We start from the raw sequence: 20,645 nt of genomic DNA on the forward strand, positions 1-20,645 counted from the left end.
CCGAGATAGCCGCTCTGGAGTCCATGAGCGCCAATGCTGCTGCGACCTTCTCACGGGTCAACAACAGGTGCCCGTCCAACCCCACGACAGCATCACCTCTCAGCCTCCGTAGCCGGTTGGACTGCACACGCTGTGCAACGTCCGGGGGAAGGGTCATCACAAGCGGGGAAATCCCGTTGTGTGCCCTCGCACCAGCGGGCAAGCGGATAGCGGTCTGTCCGGGGTCACCGGGTGGGGAGTCAGGCGCGCCGGGGTCACTCACCGGCAACCACAACACCCGCTGTGGGGTGCCACCATCCGCGTCACGGAGAAGTCCACCGGCCCGGCGAGGCTGTATCCCCATCACGACACACAGCCGGTAGGTGTGAGCCTCAACGTTGCGTGTCGTCGCCGAGGTCGCGCCGGTATGGCCTAACGGCTCGCCCATGAACGCCTGCCGAAGGGTGGGCAGAACTGTTGCCTCTCGCCGTGACGCTGCCGCGCTCAGCGAGTCAATCTCAGGCACCCGGAACAACACCCGGTCTGGTGTAGGGGTCACTGTTTCTCCGTCGCCGGGGAAGTCGCGCCGGGTGAACAGTTCGGCGATACCTTCACCGGAACCGAGGGGAAGTTCTGGAACCTCTACGGGGTTGCCCCGGTCGTCCTCGACGGTGAACAGGCTGTGAGCGATGGCCTCAGCGGTGCCCTTGCCGCCGCCGGGGTCACCGACCAGCCCCACCAGTAGGTTCAACGACATGTGCCCACCGACCAGTGGGGGAAGTTGGACATGGGGGCCTGTTGCCGCGAGGGTGCGGGCGATAACGCAACCGAGGACGGCCCACGGCGAACCGAGCCTCGACCTCGCCGCCTGCCATACCTTCCGGGTAGTGGGGGAGTGAGTGAACACGATCTTCTCCGGCCCGTCCGGTAGATCGTCCGGGGTGCTTGCCCGGCGCGTTGCCGCTACCGCTTCGGCAACCGGGGTGTCCGGCCCGTGGGATGCTCTGACGCTCTCACGGGTGCCACGGGGTGCCGGGGTGTTGTCCAACCGCTCAGATGGACGCTCAGCGCCGAGGGTTTCGGGGGTGTCCATGAACTCCAGTTGATCTAGGTCGCTCATGCCGTCCTCCGTTCATCGTCGCCGTCAACACCGAGGTCCGCCGCCGCTGCCAACCGGGGTAGGTGTTCCAACCGGCGTAGCGACTCTGCGAACCGCGAAGGGTCCCGCGTCTCCGCCGTGCCGATCAGGTCACGGCCTGCCGAGTCCAGCGCCCGGAACAGTCGGGCACGTTTCACCGCCTGCCACAAGTCAGGGATGGTCCATGTGTTCGCTCCGTAGGGTGTCGTCCGGCGAATCTCCGCTAGCGCCTCTAGCATCTCCGGCCCGTCGTAGTCCATGACTTCCGCGTTTACCGAGTGGTGAGCAACGGTATCGTCTCCGTGCCCGTCCTCGACTTCTCGCCGGGAAACTGTCACCAGTGCTCGCAGTGCCACCCGCCGAGGTTCGGCGTACAGCGCGCGGGGGTCCTGGTCCTCGCAAAAGTGGAGTACATCGGCGTACCTGCAGTGCATGAGGCACCACAGCAACGCCCTCTCATTGTGAGCGTCCATCTGTGACCACTGCTCAGCAGTGGGAACGTCCGATGTGGGGGTGATATAGTCAGGCTCAGACGGCCCCCCCGTCTGCCCTGTTAGACCCCCACTCGCTGCCCTGCTGGTGGGGGTTTCATCGTGTCGGGGGAACATTCACGCCACCACCTTCACGCGGTGGCCTGCAAGCATTGCGTCAATGTCGTTCAGGTCAACGCGTAGGAACCGGGGGCCGTACCCGTAGCCGTTGATCTTCCCCTGCTGCACCCACCGCCTCACGGTGTTGGTGCTGGTGGACGCGTATTCTGCAGCGCCCTTTATGGTGGCGTAGCGCCGTTCAATATGCCGAGGCATGGAAAACTAGCCCTTTCGGGTCGTCGTTTTCCGGGCCGCGACTCCGCGTGTTCGCCTGCCTAGGCGCGCGCTGATTATGGTGACTAGCGTACCCCATATGTGTGATGTGGGCACATGTGGCACCGGCTACAGCGATAAGGTGACGCGCTTAGACCTCGCCCGCCGCAAACGCCTAGCATCATCCTTGACCTGCTGTTTCGTGACCGTCCACCCTGTATGGTGCTCACAGTTCGCATGGATACGGTGACCGTCCGGCCAATCAGCGAACCTCTCACACTCCCACCCGCCCTGTACCGGCTCAGGGGTTAACTGTGCGGACTCTCTCAGACTCTCCGGTCTGTAGCCCGGTGCTGGCACTTTGCCCTCGTCCAGCCACCGGCGGCGAGGAACAGGAGGCTCCCCATGCTCGGGACGTGTGCATGGCTCGTCTAGCCATCGGTCTACAGTCGCAATCGCACGCGCTGCGGCGTCCACGTTTACGCCGTCCGGGACTGCTCCAGCACTCCAATCCTGCAGGTCGTCACTGTCTACCACCGCGATAGCACGGTGTTGCCGCCACATGAAGTAAAACGTGCCCTCGACCTTCACCAGCGCCGCTAGAAGATCCTTGTGCCTACACCGGTACTCCGCCAGCGCCGCATTTCTGAGGCGCCTACTGTCCAGCAACCAACCGCCGCGTATCCACTCCCCTACCTCCTGCTGCCGCCGTAGGCTCTCCAGCCACGCTTCATCTTTACTGGTCATCGTCGCTGCCCTTCCCGTTGTCCTGGTCGCCGTCCTGCTCCGTTGTGCCGGGTGTCCCTGCCATCGCCAGCGCCGATACCGCCGCCGCCAACAACTCTGGTCTGTTCGCCGCCGTGTGCTGGTACATCATCGCCACCTGAGGTGTCTTATGCCCCATGAGGTCCATTGTCTCCCTCACGGTCGCACCCGCCTGCGCATACGCCGTGCCCCCGAAATGCCGCAACGAATGAGGTGAAGCCTTCTCGCACCCCGCCAACTCCGCACGCAACTTGAACGCGTTGTAGTACTTCTGCCGCGTCAACTGCTCACCCCTCTCGTTTGGGAACAGCAACCCGTCCCGGCCCGGCTGTGAGAACCGGCGTAACTGGTCGTCCAGCACTGCCACAAGGTGCCCCGGCATGAGCACCCGGCGCGTCTTCCCGCCCTTTGGCAACGTCACAACCCACTCGCTGCCCTTCCGGTGCGCCTGCCTATCAACGTGCAGCACCACCCGATCAGGTTGTGCTACCCCGTCTATCGCTGGTTGTGGGTGACGCTCAACGTCCCGCCGTCGAAGCTCTTGCCACTCCGCAGGACGCAGGCCGCACCATGCCGCGACCTGTGTGCCTGCCCTCATGTGCTCTGGCATGTTCGCTACGATCACGTGCAACTGCTGCAGGGTGGGGACCGCCTTCTCCGCTGGTTTCGGTACCTGAGTAGCGCCCTTGACCTGGCACGGGTTCACATCCAGCGTGCCCTGGTCTACCTGAGCCTGAAGCGCCGCGTGTAGCAACTTGTACGCGTCACTATTGCGCTTTTTCCTGCCGCCGTGGCCCCGGCGAATATCGTCAACCCACTTGAACGCGTGAGACCGGGTGAACTCCGACAGGGGAACTTCCGACAGGTACGGCTCAATGCGGTTGCGCCGGAGCGACTGGTACAAGACGCGGGATGACTCCGCTAAATGCCCCGCGTCCCGTATCCAGCGGTCTACCGCCTCATTGACGGAGATGTTCACCGCCGCGTCTTTAGCTTCTCGCTCCGCCGGTGGTGACCAGTCCCCCCGATCAATCAGCCGTTCCTCGTTGTCTAGCCAACCCTCAGCCCTGCCCTGAGAAAGGAACGTGCGCGGGGAAGTCCACCGACGGCCACGGTAGGTGTACCTTGCCCGGTACTTTCCTGACTTCAGTTGCTCCGTCGCGCCGAACCGTCGCTTCTTCGGCTTGCCCTTCGGTCTGCCCACTTGCCGCCCTGCCCTTGTGCCCTGTCGTCCTCTGCCCACCGTGCCCTGAATCCGTGGGCAATACGTGGGCAATGAGTTTGGATATGTGGGTACTTGTGTACCTCTATAGGGCACCGTACCATGGGTAGTGACCTGCCATAACAACGGAAACAGCAAGGTAGCGACGGTGGGGGCAATTCCCGAAATGCGGAATCCCCTCGTCTCCGCCAGAGTTTCATTCATGCTCTACGTTTGGTGCAGTGGGGAAGGGATAACCGTTCCCCACTGCACCCAGAGCGCCTCGAGTCAACCGTATCCACGTAGCCGGCAGCCGTGCTGATGCTCTCGATGAACTGTGCATTGTCGAGGCGGTACACCGGCTCGGAATGCGGACACGGGTCCCGCACGCCGTTGAGATAGTCCATTGCCGCATACAGCTCACCGCGGTCACGCTTGCTGCGTACCCTCCCGGTGAACCCACCTGCCGCACCGTGGCCTGATACTGGGTGCTCAGTAGGAACCGTCAGATACCGTACATGAGTTCTGCTACGATTTTTCCACCGGGAGTATCTGGCCCGCCGGCGGCGGATACCGCCTTTTCGAGGTTTCTGATCATCTGCCGGTTGTTCCCCGGAGAGCCACATGGCGTCGGCCGAACGCGTCCGGTATCTGTGCAGTCCCTCGGGCGAGATCCATACCTCCAACTGGTCTGCAGTGATCCGGTTCATCTGAGGGACGGTAGCACCGTGAGGTTGACACAGTGGGAGAGGTCGGGGCACTACACTAAGTGAAAGCTCCGGGACGATCCCTGGTTTGACTGGACTGCACGGTCTGGAATACGAACTAGACTGCCGGGCGAATGAATCTTCTAGGGGCAGGTCACCAGTAGTGGAGGAGTGGCTCCGGTAGGCGCTGCCTCCAGTATGGTCTTGATGCCGAAGAAACAGAGTGCGGGACATCCAAAATCCTCAGTGCCAGTGATACTGGTCAGAGATATCGGGCATACGGCCAGTGGTGTTGGAGAAGGAAACTTGTAAAGTCCGCCGTGCGGCCGCAACAGTGCCATTGCGTCTGCACACTTCAGACCCTGCGGGTGGACCGTAACAGTGGATTTGTTCTGAAAGCTACGGCAACGCGCTCGATGGCCTGTCGGGGGCCTAGTTCGGTCCTGGCCATGACCCGTACTGCACAGACGGTCAGCAGTACGGCTTCATCGGCAGCCATAAGAGTCTCGTCGTGATCTTCCGGTAGGTCCAGCGATTGAGCAAACGTGGGCCATAGTAGATGCGGTAAGTCCTCATTGGACTCCAACCACACCCGGCGCAGTGCGGGAACGGTCAGGATGAGCTGTAAGAGGTGGTGGCCCCAGGCGAAGCTTGTCGACGTCATCGTCTCATCGAATCCCCCGACTATGGCACCCAAGTAGTCAGACGTTCCCTGCTCGAGGCGCAGGGAAAGAGCGTTGGCGAAACTCAGGTTGCCCGCGTTCAGAAGCGGGCGCAAGCTTTCTTCCTTCGTCGGGAAGTACCGGAAGAAAGTGCGTTCGGACAACCCGGATGCCGCGACCAGTGCGCCTGTGGGCGCATCACCGTCGTGGTCATAGAAGGATTGAGCGCATCGCAACGAGATTTCCAGGAGCGATTCATCGGATAGACGTGCGCGTGCCATGCCGCCCAGTATAGGTGACAGAAATGCTTGACGTTAGCGCTGGTTACTGTCACTATGGTGATGCAAGCCCGACGTGCGACCCCTCCGAGAAGACGCGCGATCACTGGCCCGATCAAAGGGGAACGTCCCATGCTCACTACTGACACCCGCATAGACTCCTTCAAGGATGTTGACGTTAAGAACCCTCAGAGTCTTCATCTGCGGCTAGTGCTTCGACAAGCCCGACGACATCTGGCAAAGACTACAGGTGGCGTCGTCGAAGCTGGGGCAGCGTCTGTGGTCGCATTTGCCGCCGATCAGAACGTATCGTTCACGCTCACGATCGACGCGGCTCAGGCGGAGAGGTTTCAGACTTCGCACACCAGGTACGTTCTGCCCGTTGACTGTACGAAACTTGTCGATTGGCAGGCAGCGAGTGAGTAAAGGACTTGGCACCGATGCACCGTATTTGGTGGGACTGTTCGCGCTGACAGCGGCCACCGGTGTCGTAGATGCTGTGAGTTACTTGGCCCTGGATCACGTATTTACCGGAAACATGACGGGCAATGTGTTGTTCGTCGGCTTTGGTCTGGCAGAGGCGGGGAGTGTTCCCCTGTTGAACAACGCGATTGCACTGCTTGGATTTCTCGTAGGTTCTGTACTCGCAGGCAGAGTCGTGCGGGGCCGGAGCCATCACACACGCCTCCCGACGGTGCACTTAGCGCTGTTGGCGGGGATATCTACAGTGATTCTCTTACTCGGACTTGCTTGGCTATTGCTGGGGTCGCTCGCCAACTTGTGGCTAGTGGCCTTGACTGCGGTGCTTGCCATGGCCATGGGGATCCAGGCGGTCGCTGCTCGGGGTGCGCGAATCTCGGACGTCACGACGGTCGTCATTACGAGCACGCTGGTGAACTTTGCGTTGGACTCGCCAGTGGCTGGCGGGAGTGCGGAGAAGTGGGGACGCCGCGTCGGAGCGATAGCGTCTATGTGTGCCGGTGGAGCTTTGGGGGCGCTGCTCGTCACAGCCTGGTCAGGAGCTGGAGCACTCCTGGTTGGTGGTGTGTGTATGGCTGCTGGCGCATTGGTATTGGCCTGGGCGAGAAACAAAGAATCCGCAACGATGAAGAACGATCAAGGAGGAAACTAATGAGTGAAGTACAAGTAGCAGTAGTAACAGGCGCTGCCCGAGGAATTGGACGTGCGACGGCCGTCGCTTTCGCGAAGGCAGGATATCGGGTCGCGGGCGTTGATATTGCGGCTCTGGCCAGCAGTGCGATGGACTATGCACCAGCGACCCCCGAAGACCTAGAGGAGACGGGTCGTCTCGTGAAGGCGGCCGGTGCGCAATGGATGCCCGTGATCTTCGATCAGCGGGACAAGGACGCAGTGCGCGATGGATTCAATGGGATCGTTGAGCATTTTGGTGGGGTAGACGTCGTATTCGCGAATGCCGGTATTCAGGGATTCGCCTCGCTGTTGGAGATGAGTGATGAACTGTGGGATGACCAGATTGACATCAATCTAACGGGTACTGCCAATGTCCTTCGAGTCGTTGCCCCACTACTGATTAAACGGGGTGGGGGACGGATCATCATTACGTCCTCCACCCAGGGGCAGCACGGCACTCTCGACGGTACTGGTTATTCTGCCTCCAAATGGGGGTTGATCGGACTGATGAAGTCTGCAGCATTGGATCTTGGAAAGTACGGAATCACAGTTAACGCGGTGATCCCTGGGCTGATCAACACAGCACTCACTCGGCATGAGGATCGATACGCCCAGATCATTCGCGCCGGCGGGCATGAACCCAGCGGCAAACTCAGTGATGATGAAAAAACTGCAGCAGATGCTCAACTTGGCAAGCTCCCGCTCGGTGTGCCATGGGTTGAACCCGAGGACGTCGCGCCGTTAGTGGTCTTTCTCGCTTCTGAGGAAGCGAGGATGGTTTCCGGTACGAGCTTCGCGGCGACTGGCGGTGACAGTGCCAATATTACCGCCTGAGCACGCCCTTATCGGGCGTGACGGTCTTCGGACATATTCTGAACCCGCGTCATAGTTACATAGACAGGAGACCCACTCGCGAGTGGGGGTGGTGGCATTTTCCGAGGAGGTGATTGATGGTGTTTCTTCTGCGGGACGCCGAGTAGGGTGAGGAGCTATGGATTCTTACCCTGGTAGCTTGTCGAATCCGGTATGCGCGTAAACGTCAGACGGGTAGCGATAGTGGGGCAACGGCAAGGGGGAGAGAAGAAGTCGGAGAGCATCGACGGGTACACCGTCAAGTACCACGCCAATGGCACCACCCGCTGGTTCAAGGGGAAGACCACCGATGGTGAACCTTGAGGGGTACTGGGAATGGTACCGGCTCGATGGGACATTGAAACGGTCAGGACACTTCCGCAGGGGCGTGGCAGGGGGGGGGAATGGATCACCTATGACAAAAACGGCAACGGGTACAAAGCAGGCGACCGAGGCGACGACGACCTCGTGTCCTGAGTCAAACTGGGTCCGTCGCTGCAGGTTCAGTACACGGTGTTGAGCTTCTGTCGTGGTGCGGAGCAGCCTCTCCGCGATAGTGACAGCAGCCCGCGAAAACCAGTTCTAACCCCCGCCTCCTTGCATGGGCGAGCAGACTTACAGCGGAGCCTGCGATAAGCTGTCGAGGTGAGGTCTCGGTACGTCGCCTACATCGATGAGTCATCAGGACCACGCTCACCAACGCAGCACGAATACTTGGTGTGCGTACGCATCACCGACACCGACAAGCTGGGCGTCGTACGCGACGCACTTCATCCCTGCACTTACCCGGGCAGTTCGTACTGCGCTGGACCGACGAAAGCCATAAACGGCGGCAGCAGATGATCGGCCCCGTCTGCTCCATCGGCGCGATGCAGGCCGTCACCGCGCACCGCAGGAAACTCAACAGGAAGACAGAACGCTACCGCAGAAAGTGCCTGGGACAGCTCCACTTCGAGCGCACCGAGACGGGAGTCCAGGACATCACCCTGGAAGCCCAACAATCCACGCAGAACCGTCGCCGTACTCGAGCGCACCGGACATTGTGGTCGGCTGCTTCTCGCGCCTGCTGAGCCATCAGGATGGGCGAGTTGACCGGGGGCATCTGGGCCCGTTCTTGCTGCCTGAACTGACCGAATAGTTGCCGGTGAAGTTACAGGCTGCCGCTTTAGCAGAGTGAGCCGTTCGGGAGCAGGGATACTGAGCACACATTCTGTCCTTCTCTCAAACCATGGTGAGGCATGCCTACGCCACGACATCCACCACGTCGCCGACCTGCAGGGTGTTGAAGAAGGCGACGGCGTCGTCGTGCAGCAGGTGGATGCACCCGTGGGAGAGCACGCCGGGGTCGCCCTCATGGAAGGCGATGCCGATGTCATTGGGGTAGGACGTTCCCGCCGAGAAGAACACCGAGAACGGCATCGGGGCATCGTAGGCGCTGGACCACCAGTCGGCGTCCTTCCTGGTGACCTTGGTCGTGCCGGCGGGGGTCTCGTAGCCGGCACGTCCGGTGCTGGCGGGTACGGGGCCGCGGGTGATGGTGCCCGCACCGTCCTGCAGCCAGGCCGTCTGGTTCCCGAGACTGATGCAGGCCTTCGCCTCCACCGCGCAGGGTGCGTTCCGGGGCTGTGGTGTCGCAGGCGGCTGACCCGGAGTCTGACCCGGAGTCTGACCCGGTGACGGTACGACTCCGTCGGGGAGCAGGTCATCTGCCCAGTCCGGCAGGTCCGGCATGTCGGGCAGGCTCACGTCAGGTCCCGGCACCTCCGGAAGGTTCAGCGTGGGGCGGCGTTCGCGGGTGAGGCGAAAGCCAGGGCCAGCGCCGCAGAGCCGGCGAACAACGTCAGGATTCGGCCGATGCTCTTCATCGGGACGCACCTCCAGAAGTAGGTCAGTGTGACCCAGGTTACCCTTGCGCGGTGCGCAGGGATGCCACGGATTACGCTCCGGTGTGTCGCGCGCTACTCCAGCACCGTGACCTGCTCGACGACCGGAAGTCGCATTCTGCCGCCGTTCGGCCGGTCGACGACCAGCTCCGTCCCCACGGACGCCGACGCCAGCCGGGTCCAGGGCACCCGGTCGCGCTGCACCTCGCGCCGTGAGACGTCGAAGATCCACAGCGCGTGGTCCACCAGCACGGTCGTTCCGGCGTGCTCGTCCCCGGCCAGGCGGAGCAGGTACACATGGCCGTCCAGCTCGTCATGCCTCAGTCCGTCCAGGTCCGGGGCGTCGGTGATTGAATCCACCGTCGTCGTCAGGACGGTGATCCGGTTGACCAGGCCGAAGCGGTGCACGGTTCCCGCGGCGGACAGGACGCTGAGTGGTTGGCCGACCGCACACCGTCGGATTCCACCGTGTCGCCACACCACAGGTTGCGGCGCGTCCGTCTCCGGGCCACGGCGGGCGGGACGCACCGCCGCCCACCACGGGTCCAGGGTGACACGGTAGGACGGTTGCTCGGTCTCGACGAGATACCGGCCCGGGGAATCGGCGGTGAGAAGCGACGGGCGTTCCGCCGTCAGTGCCGAGAGCGTGTCCAGCACTTCCTCGTCGGTGGAGTTCCAGCCGATGCCCCGTGATTCCAGCACTCCGTAGAGCTGGGGCAGCGTCAGGTCGGGTTGGCTCTCCCATGCCCGGGCCAGTGCCTCCAGGACGTGGGGGATTCTCAGAGGGTCTTTCACTCTTTTCATGGTAGCTGTCCGTGTCCGTGTGGCGATGCGCGTATTACAGACGGATTGCGGCGCGGTACAGACGTACGCAGGCGTACACAGGCGGGAAACTGGCCTGAAACCCGTTTGTAATAATTGTCCCATTTAGTGGGAAACATGCGGGCGCATGATGGGAATGCGCAGCTGTATCGATATGGGACCCCTGGGGGGATAAGATACAAAGACAACCACAGATCGAGACGGATCCCGATACGACGATAAAACGTGTCCTGCATCACATGACCTCGCCGGCACCAGCGTCTCTAAGCCAAGCCTAATTTTGTGCCACCTCCGCAGGACCGTATCAGTAGGGCAAAAGCACCCCTACCGACGAAAGGCCACCACCCCTGGCCACGGAGAACCGCACTGCACGACCCGACGACCGGAGGATGACCACCCCGTGAACAACCAGCTGAAGAACTACCCGGCGCCCCAGGGGCTCTACCACCCGGCCCACGAGCACGATGCCTGTGGCGTCGCCTTCGTTGCCGACATGCACGGCCGGGCCACGCACGACATCGTCGAGAAGGGCATCCAGGCCCTGGTCAACCTCGACCACCGTGGTGCCGCGGGGGCCGAGAAGAACACCGGTGACGGCGCCGGCATCCTGATGCAGGTCCCGGACCGTTTCTACCGCGAGGTGCTCGCACACCAGGGCATCGACCTGCCCGCTCCCGGCGCCTATGCCACGGGTATCGCCTTCCTCCCGGCCGCCCGCATGGCCGCATTGGACGCGATGCGTGCCGTCGAGTCGATCATCCAGGAAGAGAACCTCGACCTGCTCGCCTGGCGGGAGGTCCCCGTCGACGATTCCGCCCTCGGCGCCATGGCCCGGGACGCCGAACCGATCTTCTACCAGTTGTTCATCGCCGGACGGGACACAGAGGGCAATGAGCTCTCCGGTATCGAGCTGGACCGCCGCGTGTGGTTCGTGCGCAAGCGCGCCGAGCGCGAACTCGGCTCGAAGGGGCCGGGCGAGGGTGCCGGTTCGGACACGGTCTACTTCCCGTCGCTGTCCTCACGGACCATCGTCTTCAAGGGCATGCTCACCACCCCTCAGCTGCGGGACTTCTACCTTGACCTGCAGGACGACCGGGTCGAGTCGGCCCTGGCGATCGTCCACTCCCGGTTCTCCACGAACACCTTCCCCTCCTGGCCACTGGCCCACCCGTTCCGCCTGCTCGCACACAACGGCGAGATCAACACGGTGCGCGGCAACGAGAACTGGATGCGTGCCCGCGAGTCCCAGATCCGCTCGGAGACCCTCGGCGACATCGAGCGTGTCCTGCCGGTCTGTGACCCCTCGGGCTCGGACACCGGACGGTTCGACGAGGCGCTGGAGCTGCTCCACCTCGCCGGCCGTTCGCTCCCACACGCCGTGATGATGATGGTTCCCCAGGCATGGGAACGTAACCCCTCCGTCGACCCGGACGTCCGCGCGTTCTACGAGTACCACTCCTCCCTGATGGAGGCGTGGGACGGCCCGGCCGCCTTGGTGTTCACCGACGGCACCGTCATCGGCTCGGTCCTGGACCGCAACGGTCTCCGCCCCGGGCGTATCTGGGTGACCAAGGACGGGCTGGTCATCGGTGGGTCCGAGGCCGGGCTGCTGCCCGTCCCGCCGGAGGACATCGTCCAGCGTCGGCGCATCGAACCCGGCCGTATGTTCCTCGTCGACACGGCGCAGGGGCGCATCATCCCCGATGACGAGGTCAAGTCGCGGTTGGCCGACAAGCCCTACCGCCAGTGGGTCGACAACAACATCGTTCGCTTCGCCGACCTGCCCCCGGTCGAGTACGAGGCGATGAGCCACGAACGGGTCGTCCTGCGCCAGCGTGTCTTCGGCATGACGGAGGAGGACGTCGACGTCCTCATCCAGCCGCTCGCGGTCACCGGCGCCGAACAGCTGGGCTCCATGGGCACCGACACACCCATCGCCGCCCTGTCGGACCGCCCCCGCATGCTCTTCGACTTCTTCGCCCAGCGCTTCGCGCAGGTCACCAACCCGCCGTTGGACTCCATCCGCGAGAAGATGGTGACCAGCATGTTCACCCAGCTGGGACGCCAGGTCGACGTCACCACCGAGGTTCCCGAGGCCGCACACCGCATCCACCTGGAGACCCCGGTCCTGCTCAACTCCACGCTGGCCACGTTGCGCCAGGCCGGTGAGCATGAGGGATTCGAGGACTTCCGCTCCGCCGTGGTCTCCGGGCTCTACCCGGTCGCCCACGGGGGTCGCGGTATGCGGCAGGCCATCGAGCGCATCCGGCGTGAGACCTCCCGTGCCATCGAGGACGGCGCGACCCTGATCATCCTCTCTGACCGCGAGTCCGACGAGCGGATGGCGCCGATCCCCTCACTGCTGCTCACCAGCGCGGTGCACCAGCACCTCGTCGCCGAGCGCACCCGTACCCGGGCCTCGCTGATCATCGAGGCCGGGGACGCCCGCGAGGTCCACCACCTCGCGATGCTGCTCACCTTCGGCGCTGACGCGATCAACCCCTACATGGCGTTCGAGACCATCGACGAACTCTCCAAGCGCGGCCAGCTCGGCTCGCTGACCACCGACGAAGGCTGCCAGAACTTCATCGACGGTGCCTCTGCCAGCGTGCAGAAGATCATGTCGAAGATGGGCATCGCGACCGTCGCCTCCTACCGTGGCGCGCAGCTGGCGGACGTCACCGGCCTGCACCAGCAGCTCCTGGACGACTACTTCACCGGCTGCCTCAGCCCCATCTCCGGCATCGGACTGGACGAGCTCGCCGCCGACGTGGCCGTGCGGCACCGTTTCGCCTTCCTCCCCCGACCCGAGGAAGCCGCGCACCGCGAACTCGAGATCGGCGGCGAGTACAAGTGGCGCCGTGAGGGCGAGTACCACCTGTTCAACCCAGAGACCGTGTTCAAGCTGCAGCACGCCACCCGCACCGGGCAGTACCGCATCTTCAAGGAGTACTCCGACAAGGTCGACAACCAGTCGAAGCGGCTGGCGACCCTGCGTGGACTGTTCGAGCTGCACAGTGACCGTCCGTCGATCCCCGTCGACGAGGTCGAGCCCGTCTCCGCGATCGTCAAACGCTTCTCCACCGGCGCGATGAGCTACGGCTCGATCTCCGCCGAGGCCCACGAGACCCTCGCCATCGCCATGAACCGGCTCAAGGGCATGTCGAACTCCGGTGAGGGCGGCGAGGACCCCGACCGTTTCGAGCCCGAGGCGGACGGCACCTGGCGCCGGTCGGCGATCAAGCAGGTCGCGTCCGGACGTTTCGGCGTGACCAGCCACTACCTGAACAACTGCACCGACATCCAGATCAAGATGGCCCAGGGGGCCAAGCCCGGCGAGGGCGGCCAGCTGCCCCCGCACAAGGTCTACCCCTGGATCGCCGAGGTCCGTGTGACGACCCCCGGCGTCGGGCTGATCTCCCCGCCCCCTCACCACGACATCTACTCCATCGAGGATCTCGCCCAGCTGATCCACGACCTGAAGAACGCCAACCCGGACGCCCGCATCCACGTCAAGCTCGTCGCCGAGCAGGGCGTGGGCACGGTCGCCGCCGGTGTGTCCAAGGCTCACGCCGACGTCGTCCTGATCTCCGGGCACGACGGCGGCACCGGCGCGTCCCCGCTGAACTCGCTGAAGCACGCCGGTGGGCCCTGGGAGCTCGGCCTGGCCGAAACCCAGCAGACCCTGCTGATGAACGGACTGCGTGACCGCATCACCGTGCAGTGCGACGGCCAGATGAAGACCGGACGCGACGTCATGGTCGCCGCCCTGCTCGGCGCCGAGGAGTTCGGTTTCGCCACCGCGCCACTGGTCGTCGAGGGCTGCATCATGATGCGCGTCTGCCACCTGGACACCTGCCCGGTGGGCGTGGCGACCCAGAACCCCGACCTGCGCAAGAAGTTCACCGGCCAGGCCGACCACGTCGTCAACTTCTTCACCTTCATCGCCCAGGAGGTCCGCGAGTACCTCGCCGAACTCGGTTTCCGCACCCTCGAGGAGGCCGTGGGCCATTCCGAGTGCCTGCGCGCCGGTGCAGTCGACCCTGGGCACAAGACCGCCGGGTCGCTCGACCTTTCGCCGATCTTCGCCCGTCCCGACAGCCCGTTCATGCACCAGGACCTGTACAAGACCAAGAACCAGGACCACAGCCTGGACGCGGCCCTCGACAACCGCATCCGTGAGGACGCCGAGGAGACCATCCGTCGCGCCGCCGCAGGCGAAGGCACCGCCATCGAGCTGAGCTACCCGATCACCAACGTCAACCGTTCGGTCGGTACGATGACCGGCTCCCTGGTCAGCCGGGTCGCCGGACGCGACGGTCTGCCCGACGGCACCGTGAACCTCACCTTCACCGGCTCCGCCGGAAACTCCTTCGGCGCCTTCGTCCCGAAGGGCATGACCCTGACCCTCGTCGGCGACGCCAACGACTACGTCGCCAAGGGCCTGTCCGGTGGCACCATCGCCATCCGGCCCCACGACCGCGACGGCGCGGTCGGCGAACACCAGACCATCGCCGGCAACGTCCTGGGCTTCGGTGGCGTCTCCGGCGAGATGTTCATCCGCGGTGCCGTCGGCGAACGCTTCTGCGTGCGCAACTCCGGTGTCACCGCCGTCGTCGAGGGGATGGGGAACCACGGCTGCGAGTACATGACCGGCGGGCGCGTGATCAACCTCGGCCCCGTCGGCGAGAACTTCGGTGCCGGCATGTCCGGCGGCATCGCATACCTCATGGATGACGGCAGCGGCGTCGACGGCATGGCACGGCGCATCAACCCCGGCCTCGTCGACGTCGAGGAGGTCGCCGACGACGAGCTCGACTGGCTCGTCGACACCATCGAGCGCCACCGGCGCCTCACCGGATCCACCGTCGACGTGGACCCCCGGTCACTGATCAAGGTCATGCCGCGCGACTATCGGCGCGTCCTGCAGACCATCGAACAGGCCCGCGACGCGGGACTCGACGCGGACGGCATCGCCGCCGCCATCATGGAGGGAGTCAAGTAATGGCTGATCCGCACGGATTCATGAAATACCCCCGCGAGGAAGCGGCCCACCGCCCCGTCCCGCTGCGCCTGCTCGACTGGAAGGAGGTCTACGAACCCTTCGCCGACTCGAAGGTGCAGACCCAGGCCGCCCGCTGCATGGACTGCGGCATTCCCTTCTGCCACGACGGCTGCCCACTGGGCAACATCATCCCCGAGTGGAATGACCTGGTCCGCCAGGGACGGTGGAAGGAGGCCTACGACCGCCTGCACGCCACGAACAACTTCCCCGAGTTCACCGGGCGCATCTGCCCCGCCCCCTGCGAGGGCGCCTGCGTGCTGGGCATCGAAGGAATCGGCGCCGGTGCCGGAGTCGGCGACCCGGTGGCGATCAAGACCGTCGAACTGCAGATCGTCGAGCACGCCTTCGAGGAAGGCTGGGTGCGACCGGTGAAGGCCAGTTTCTCCACCGGCCAGTCTGTCGCCGTCGTCGGGTCCGGCCCCGCCGGCCTGGCTGCCGCCCAGCAGCTCACCCGCGCCGGGCACGACGTCACCGTCTTCGAACGCGACGACCGGATCGGCGGCCTGCTGCGCTACGGGGTGCCGGACTACAAGCTGGAGAACCGCTGGATCGACCGGCGTCTGGCCCAGATGGAGGCCGAGGGCACGACATTCCGCACCAACATCTCGCCGTCCGCCTCCGACCTCGCCGGATTCGACGCCGTCGTGCTGGCCGTCGGGGCGACGGTCCCCCGGGACGTCTCCATCCCGGGCCGCGACCTGGAGGGCGTCCACCAGGCGATGGAGTACCTTCCGATGGCTAACCGCGTTGTCGCCGGCGACATTGACACCCCTCAGATCGACGCGAAAGGCAAGAATGTCGTGATCATCGGTGGCGGCGACACCGGCACCGACTGCTTCGGCACCGCCCTGCGTCAGGGCGCGGCCTCCGTCCGCCAGTTCGACTACAACCCGGCACCGGACCCGTACCGCACCGAGGACAACCCCTGGCCGGTGTGGCCGAAGATCTGGCGCGTGGCGTCCGCTCACGAGGAAGGCGAGTACCGCATCAGCGGCAACGAGTCCGCCGACGAGATCGTCGCACTCGGCCTCGCCGAGCGTGAGGTCGGCAGCACGCTGGGCCACCGCGACCACCGCATCAACACCGTGGAGCTCACCGGCACCGACGGCCACGTCACCGCACTGCGCGCGGCAACGTGTGAACGTACCCCGGAAGGCATGGTCAATCTCCCTGACACGGAGGTCGACATGGACGCCGACCTCGTCCTGCTGGCCGTCGGCTTCTCCTCCGTCGACACCGAGGGCATCGTCTCGGAACTGGGCCTCCCGGTCGACGGACGCGGGCGCCTCAAGCGCGACGACGACTACCGCACCTGGTGGGCCGAGTCCTCCACCGTGCGTGACACCGGGTTCGACGCCCCGGTGTTCGCCACCGGGGACGCCGGCCGTGGCGCCTCACTGATCGTCTGGGCGATCTCCGAGGGACGCGCCTGTGCGGCCGCCGTCGACCGTGCACTGATGGGTGAGAGTGCCCTCCCACGGCCCGTCGCCCCGTCGGACATGCCGTTGAGTGTGTGAGTGTGCTGGGAGAGTACATTGAAGCCCCATGACCGGCGGCGCTCTCCTCAGTATCCTTGTCGCGTGGCTGCTCGCCATCGCCTCGCCCGGCCCGGATCTGGTGCAGATCCTGCGGCTCGGCGCCGTCCGGCGTAACGGTGTCGCCTGCGCCCTCGGCATCATGAGCGGCAACACCCTGTGGATCGTCGCCAGCATGGTCGGCCTGTCCGCACTCATCGACGCCGTCCCCTGGGTCCTCACGGCCCTGTTCCTCGTCGGTGGCGTCTTCCTGGCGTGGATGGGCCAGGCCGCGCTGCGCGGTGGCCTGGCGGAACGCCGCTCCGCCGGCACCGCCGTGTCGGCCACCACCGCCGAACGGGTCTCCACGTTCGGCGCCTGGCGCCTCGGCCTGATGACGAACCTGGCGAACCCCAAGGCCCTGGTGTTCTTCGGCGCGGTGTTCGCCGGTTTCGTCCCGCCGGACACCGGGTGGGGCACGCGACTGCTGATTCTGGCCGTCATGCTGGTCACCGGCATCGCCTGGTTCGTGGCTGTGGCCGTGATGGTGTCCGTGCCCGCACTGTCGCGTCGGCTGCAGGCGGCAGGGCCGTGGATCGACATCGTCGCCGGGGTGGTGTTCCTCGTCCTCGGTGTGATTCTGGTGGGGGAGGGACTGCTGGAGTTGTGACGCCGTCAGGTGTCCGTCGACTCCGCTTCCGGATCGCGGCCCCACCGCCGTCGATGTGGCACGGCAGAGGCGTATAAAGATCGCAGCGTGACCTCCGCCGACCAGTAATATCCGGCCGGTCGGGAGGGGGACTTCCCTGGCACCGTCCGGAGTCGTAGGATGGTCGGCATGCCTGAGCGAGAAGAGCACAAGGTACCGGCGCAGGATGTCCCCGTGCGCGGGGACGACATCCGACTGGGCCAGTTCATCAAACTGGCGAACCTGGTTGATTCCGGCGGCGCAGCCAAAGAGGCTGTCGCCGCCGGTCGTGTGACGGTCAACGGTGAGGCTGACACCCGCCGTGGCCGGCACCTGCGTTCCGGGGATGAGGTGGTCGTCTTTGACGAGGACGGCCCCGACGCCACTCCGGTCGCCGCCGCCCGGGTCGTCACCGAGGGTGACGGCGGCGACGGTGCTAGTGACGATGACGACTTCTTCGACGAAGCAACTGCCGATGACGATTTCGACCCCGACAAGTGGAGGAACCTCTGATGCCCGCTCTCGTAGCGGAGCCAGGAATGCCGATCTGGATCGACCTGGCTACCACTGACCTGGAGAAGGCGAAGACCTTCTACACCGAGCTCCTTGACTGGGAGTTCGACACACAGTGCGACGGCTATCTCGTCGCCAAGAAGAACGGAATGCCCGTCGCGGGTCTCGGCGAGGTCCCCGACGACAAGTCGTCGCTGTGGGGCATGCTGCTCTACGCCCCCGACATCGACCACGTCCATGACGAGGCCGTCAAGGCCGGGGCTACCAGCATCCTGTCGCCGCGGGACGTCGGACGCCGTGGACGGATGGCCGTCATCGTCGATCCGTCCGGCGCGACGGTGGGGCTCAAGCAGCCGTCGGGTGACGAGCCCTTCTTCGCCGCCGGTGAGCCGGGTACCCCGGTGTGGCACGAGCTACTCGTCGGCGAGGAATTCGACGCGACGATGAAGTTCTACCACGACCTTGCCGGATGGGACATCCGTCAGCACAGCGACACGGACAAGTTCCGCTACGCCACCGGCGAGTACAACGGTGCACCGTTGTGCGGCATGTGGGACACCAGCGAACTGGATGAGAACCCGTCCATGTGGACGCTCTACCTCGGCTGCGTCGACGTGGACCGTGCGGCGAAGAAGGTCAAGAAGCTCGGCGGCAAGCTGGTCCGTGCCCCGTGGAACTCTGAACTGGGCCGGCTGTGCACCCTCGTCGATCCGACGGGCGCACTGGTGAACCTCTGTGAGATCGCCGAGCCGACGCCGGAGAGCCTCGAAGACATCCACGAGCCCGACCTCATGGCCCCGGGGGCTCCGCAGCCCTGAGTTGCAGCCCTGAGTCGCAGCCCTGGCCGGACGCCACGGTCGGCGGCATGTCCCCCGATGACGCCGCAACACGAGAGCGCCCTGACCTGGTTCAGTAAAAGTCCAGGTCAGGGCGTTCTCTTATGCTGTCAGTGAGTCTTCGGGAAGGTCAGAGCTGTGCGGCGAGCATCGGTGCTGCGCCGACCGGGTCGATGCCGGCCTCTTCCAGGGCACGCAGTGCACCCTCGGGGTCGGAGGCGAACCGGGACGCCGTCTCGTGGTCGACACCCAGCTTCTCGGCGGCCGCCACGGTCGCGGAGGGGTCGGCGGCGAGTTTGGCGGCGGTCTCCGCATCGACACCCGCGGCCTCGAGGGTCGTACGCAGCGCCTCCGGATCGGCGGCGGGGGCCTCTGCCGGAGCTTCTTCCTCAGGTGCGGAGTTCTCGGCCGGTGTACCGGCGTCCTGCGACTTCACCTGTGCGAGCAGGGCATCGGTGTCGACGGTGCCGTTGGCGACCTGCGCGGCGTAATCGGTGGCGCCGAAGGCGGTCATCAGTCGCAGGATGCTGTCGAGGGAGACGTCGCCGCCACCGATCAACCCGGCGAGCTGCGAGATGTCGATTCCGCCGTCGGCGGGCGCGCCCTGTTCATCGACGAGCGATCCGACGAGGTCGCCGACCTGGTTGGCGATGTCACCGCCGTCGGCGCCGAGGCCGAGGGCGCCCAGCACCAGTGCGGCGATGGCGGCGATCGGCATGGTCTGGTCGGCGTCGCGTGCCTCGATACCGGAGGACGCGAGGACGGAGCCCAGGGCCTCACCGAGGCCCGACTCCTGCGCAGCGGCGAGGACGGCGTCAGGACCGACGGCGCCTCCCACCAGACCGAGCAGGCTGACCAGGAGATCCGTGCTCAGCGGCTGGTCGAGACCCGGCTCGCCACCGGCGGCCTGCTGGTGCTCGGTGTCGTTGGCGTTCTCGGCCTGGCCGAGGGCGGCGTCGGTGATGGGCTTCAGGGCGTCGACGATGTTGCCGGCCGCGCTACCGTCCGACGGCGCGCCGGTGAGTGCCTGCAGCTGCTCGTCGGTGCCGTAGTAGGTGTTCATGTCGACGTTGGTGTAGATGCCGTCGACCTGGCCCTCGGAGGAGTACTGCCAGAAGGTGACCTCGTTCCAGCCGCCGGGGATCTCGTTCGGCAGGGTCGGGTTGTAGTAGGCCAGCCAGAGCGGATATTCGGAGAACTCCGTGGTGTTGGCCATGTCGTTGATCCAGAAGTTCTGGTACGTGTAGATGATCGGGTCACGACCGGTCTGGATCTTGATCTCGTCGATCCAGTCGCGGACCCAGTTCTGGAGTTCCTCCGGGCCGAGTCCGCCGGACTCCTCGAGGTCGAGTGTCGGGGGCAGGGACGGCTGGACGCCGGTGGCCAGGGTCGCCGCGTAGTGCTGCGCCTCGGAGCGGGGGTCGGTGGAGCCCGGCTTGGCGTAGTGGTAGCTCCCGGGGGTCACGCCGGCCGCGGAGGCCTTGGCCGAGTCCGAGGTGAAGTAGGGGTTCACGTAGCCGGTACCTTCGCTGGCCTTGATGAAGGCGAAGCTCTGGCCGGACGCGGCGACGCTCTGCCAGTCGATGGCGGAGCCACCGGGGTGCTGGTGGCTTGCCACGTCGACGCCGTCGAGTGCCCAGGTGGGCACGGGCAGGACATCGGTGGCGACCAGAGCGGCGACCGTTGCGGCTGAACCGAAGAGGGTTACTGCGGTGAGTCGGGCGGGGACGGTGGTGCGCGCGGAGCGACGCCAGGGGAGAGACAGCATGCGCAACACGATACACACT

At 64.9% G+C, this 20,645-nt stretch carries 16 protein-coding genes; 8 read left to right on the forward strand and 8 right to left on the reverse strand.

Annotation, left to right across the window (positions count from 1 at the left end; genetic code table 11):
• From BJF89_RS04455 to BJF89_RS04480, 5 genes are all read right to left on the reverse strand, one after another.
• On the reverse strand, positions 1 to 1,099 hold a 1,099-nt coding region (locus BJF89_RS04455), incomplete at its 3' end, for a hypothetical protein (RefSeq protein ID WP_075812631.1).
• Positions 1,096 to 1,590, reverse strand: a complete 495-nt coding sequence (locus BJF89_RS04460) for a hypothetical protein (protein ID WP_139311874.1) — start codon at positions 1,588 to 1,590, stop codon at positions 1,096 to 1,098. The genes BJF89_RS04455 and BJF89_RS04460, both read right to left, overlap by 4 nt.
• A 135-nt stretch (positions 1,591 to 1,725) precedes the next feature.
• Complete coding sequence (locus BJF89_RS04465) at positions 1,726 to 1,923, reverse strand: helix-turn-helix domain-containing protein (RefSeq protein WP_075812635.1); 198 nt, start codon at positions 1,921 to 1,923, stop codon at positions 1,726 to 1,728.
• Positions 1,924 to 2,656: 733 nt separating this feature from the next.
• On the reverse strand, positions 2,657 to 3,889 hold the full coding sequence (locus BJF89_RS04475) for a site-specific integrase (RefSeq protein WP_075812639.1): 1,233 nt from the start codon (positions 3,887 to 3,889) through the stop codon (positions 2,657 to 2,659).
• 1,059 nt (positions 3,890 to 4,948) lie between these two features.
• The gene (locus BJF89_RS04480; RefSeq protein ID WP_075812641.1) at positions 4,949 to 5,536 is read right to left on the reverse strand and encodes a hypothetical protein; all 588 of its coding nucleotides are present in this window, start codon (positions 5,534 to 5,536) and stop codon (positions 4,949 to 4,951) included.
• A gap of 451 nt (positions 5,537 to 5,987) precedes the next feature.
• On the opposite strand from BJF89_RS04480, the gene BJF89_RS04490 reads away from it, so the two are divergent.
• The 3 genes from BJF89_RS04490 to BJF89_RS18435 all read left to right on the forward strand — a co-directional run bounded on the left by BJF89_RS04490 (position 5,988) and on the right by BJF89_RS18435 (position 8,607).
• Positions 5,988 to 6,665 (forward strand): YoaK family protein, encoded by a 678-nt coding sequence (locus BJF89_RS04490; RefSeq protein WP_158026035.1) that lies wholly within the window; start codon positions 5,988 to 5,990, stop codon positions 6,663 to 6,665.
• Complete coding sequence (locus BJF89_RS04495) at positions 6,665 to 7,519, forward strand: SDR family NAD(P)-dependent oxidoreductase (protein ID WP_075812647.1); 855 nt, start codon at positions 6,665 to 6,667, stop codon at positions 7,517 to 7,519. Before BJF89_RS04490 ends, BJF89_RS04495 begins: the two co-directional genes overlap by 1 nt.
• Positions 7,520 to 8,376: 857 nt before the next feature.
• On the forward strand, positions 8,377 to 8,607 hold the full coding sequence (locus BJF89_RS18435) for a hypothetical protein (RefSeq protein ID WP_139311875.1): 231 nt from the start codon (positions 8,377 to 8,379) through the stop codon (positions 8,605 to 8,607).
• 172 nt (positions 8,608 to 8,779) lie between these two features.
• On the opposite strand, the gene BJF89_RS04510 is transcribed toward BJF89_RS18435, so the two are convergent.
• Positions 8,780 to 9,283 carry a L,D-transpeptidase gene (locus BJF89_RS04510; RefSeq protein WP_255372488.1) on the reverse strand — a complete coding sequence of 168 codons (504 nt, stop codon included), beginning with the start codon at positions 9,281 to 9,283 and terminating at the stop codon, positions 8,780 to 8,782.
• A gap of 212 nt (positions 9,284 to 9,495) precedes the next feature.
• The gene (locus BJF89_RS04515; RefSeq protein ID WP_075812651.1) at positions 9,496 to 10,215 is read right to left on the reverse strand and encodes a hypothetical protein; all 720 of its coding nucleotides are present in this window, start codon (positions 10,213 to 10,215) and stop codon (positions 9,496 to 9,498) included.
• 439 nt (positions 10,216 to 10,654) lie between these two features.
• Between BJF89_RS04515 and gltB the strand changes: the two genes are divergently transcribed.
• The 5 genes from gltB (at position 10,655) to BJF89_RS04540 (ending at position 18,840) form a co-directional block, all read left to right on the forward strand.
• Positions 10,655 to 15,247 carry a glutamate synthase large subunit gene (gltB, locus tag BJF89_RS04520; RefSeq protein ID WP_075812685.1) on the forward strand — a complete coding sequence of 1,531 codons (4,593 nt, stop codon included), beginning with the start codon at positions 10,655 to 10,657 and terminating at the stop codon, positions 15,245 to 15,247.
• On the forward strand, positions 15,247 to 16,824 hold the full coding sequence (locus BJF89_RS04525; protein WP_075812653.1) for a glutamate synthase subunit beta: 1,578 nt from the start codon (positions 15,247 to 15,249) through the stop codon (positions 16,822 to 16,824). Before gltB ends, BJF89_RS04525 begins: the two co-directional genes overlap by 1 nt.
• A gap of 28 nt (positions 16,825 to 16,852) precedes the next feature.
• Positions 16,853 to 17,491, forward strand: coding sequence for a LysE family transporter (locus BJF89_RS04530; RefSeq protein WP_075812655.1), 639 nt, complete (start codon positions 16,853 to 16,855; stop codon positions 17,489 to 17,491).
• 168 nt (positions 17,492 to 17,659) lie between these two features.
• Positions 17,660 to 18,022 (forward strand): RNA-binding S4 domain-containing protein, encoded by a 363-nt coding sequence (locus BJF89_RS04535; protein WP_075812687.1) that lies wholly within the window; start codon positions 17,660 to 17,662, stop codon positions 18,020 to 18,022.
• A complete protein-coding gene (locus BJF89_RS04540) occupies positions 18,022 to 18,840 on the forward strand; it encodes a VOC family protein (RefSeq protein ID WP_075812657.1) in 819 nt (272 codons plus the stop codon). Before BJF89_RS04535 ends, BJF89_RS04540 begins: the two co-directional genes overlap by 1 nt.
• Before the next feature lie 148 nt (positions 18,841 to 18,988).
• Here the strand turns inward: BJF89_RS04540 and BJF89_RS04545 are convergent, their stop codons facing one another.
• A complete protein-coding gene (locus tag BJF89_RS04545) occupies positions 18,989 to 20,626 on the reverse strand; it encodes a glycoside hydrolase family 25 protein (protein WP_075812659.1) in 1,638 nt (545 codons plus the stop codon).
• Positions 20,627 to 20,645 lie beyond the last annotated feature (19 nt).

The sequence above is a fragment of the Corynebacterium sp. CNJ-954 genome, from assembly GCF_001942345.1.
GTDB lineage: Bacteria > Actinomycetota > Actinomycetes > Mycobacteriales > Mycobacteriaceae > Corynebacterium.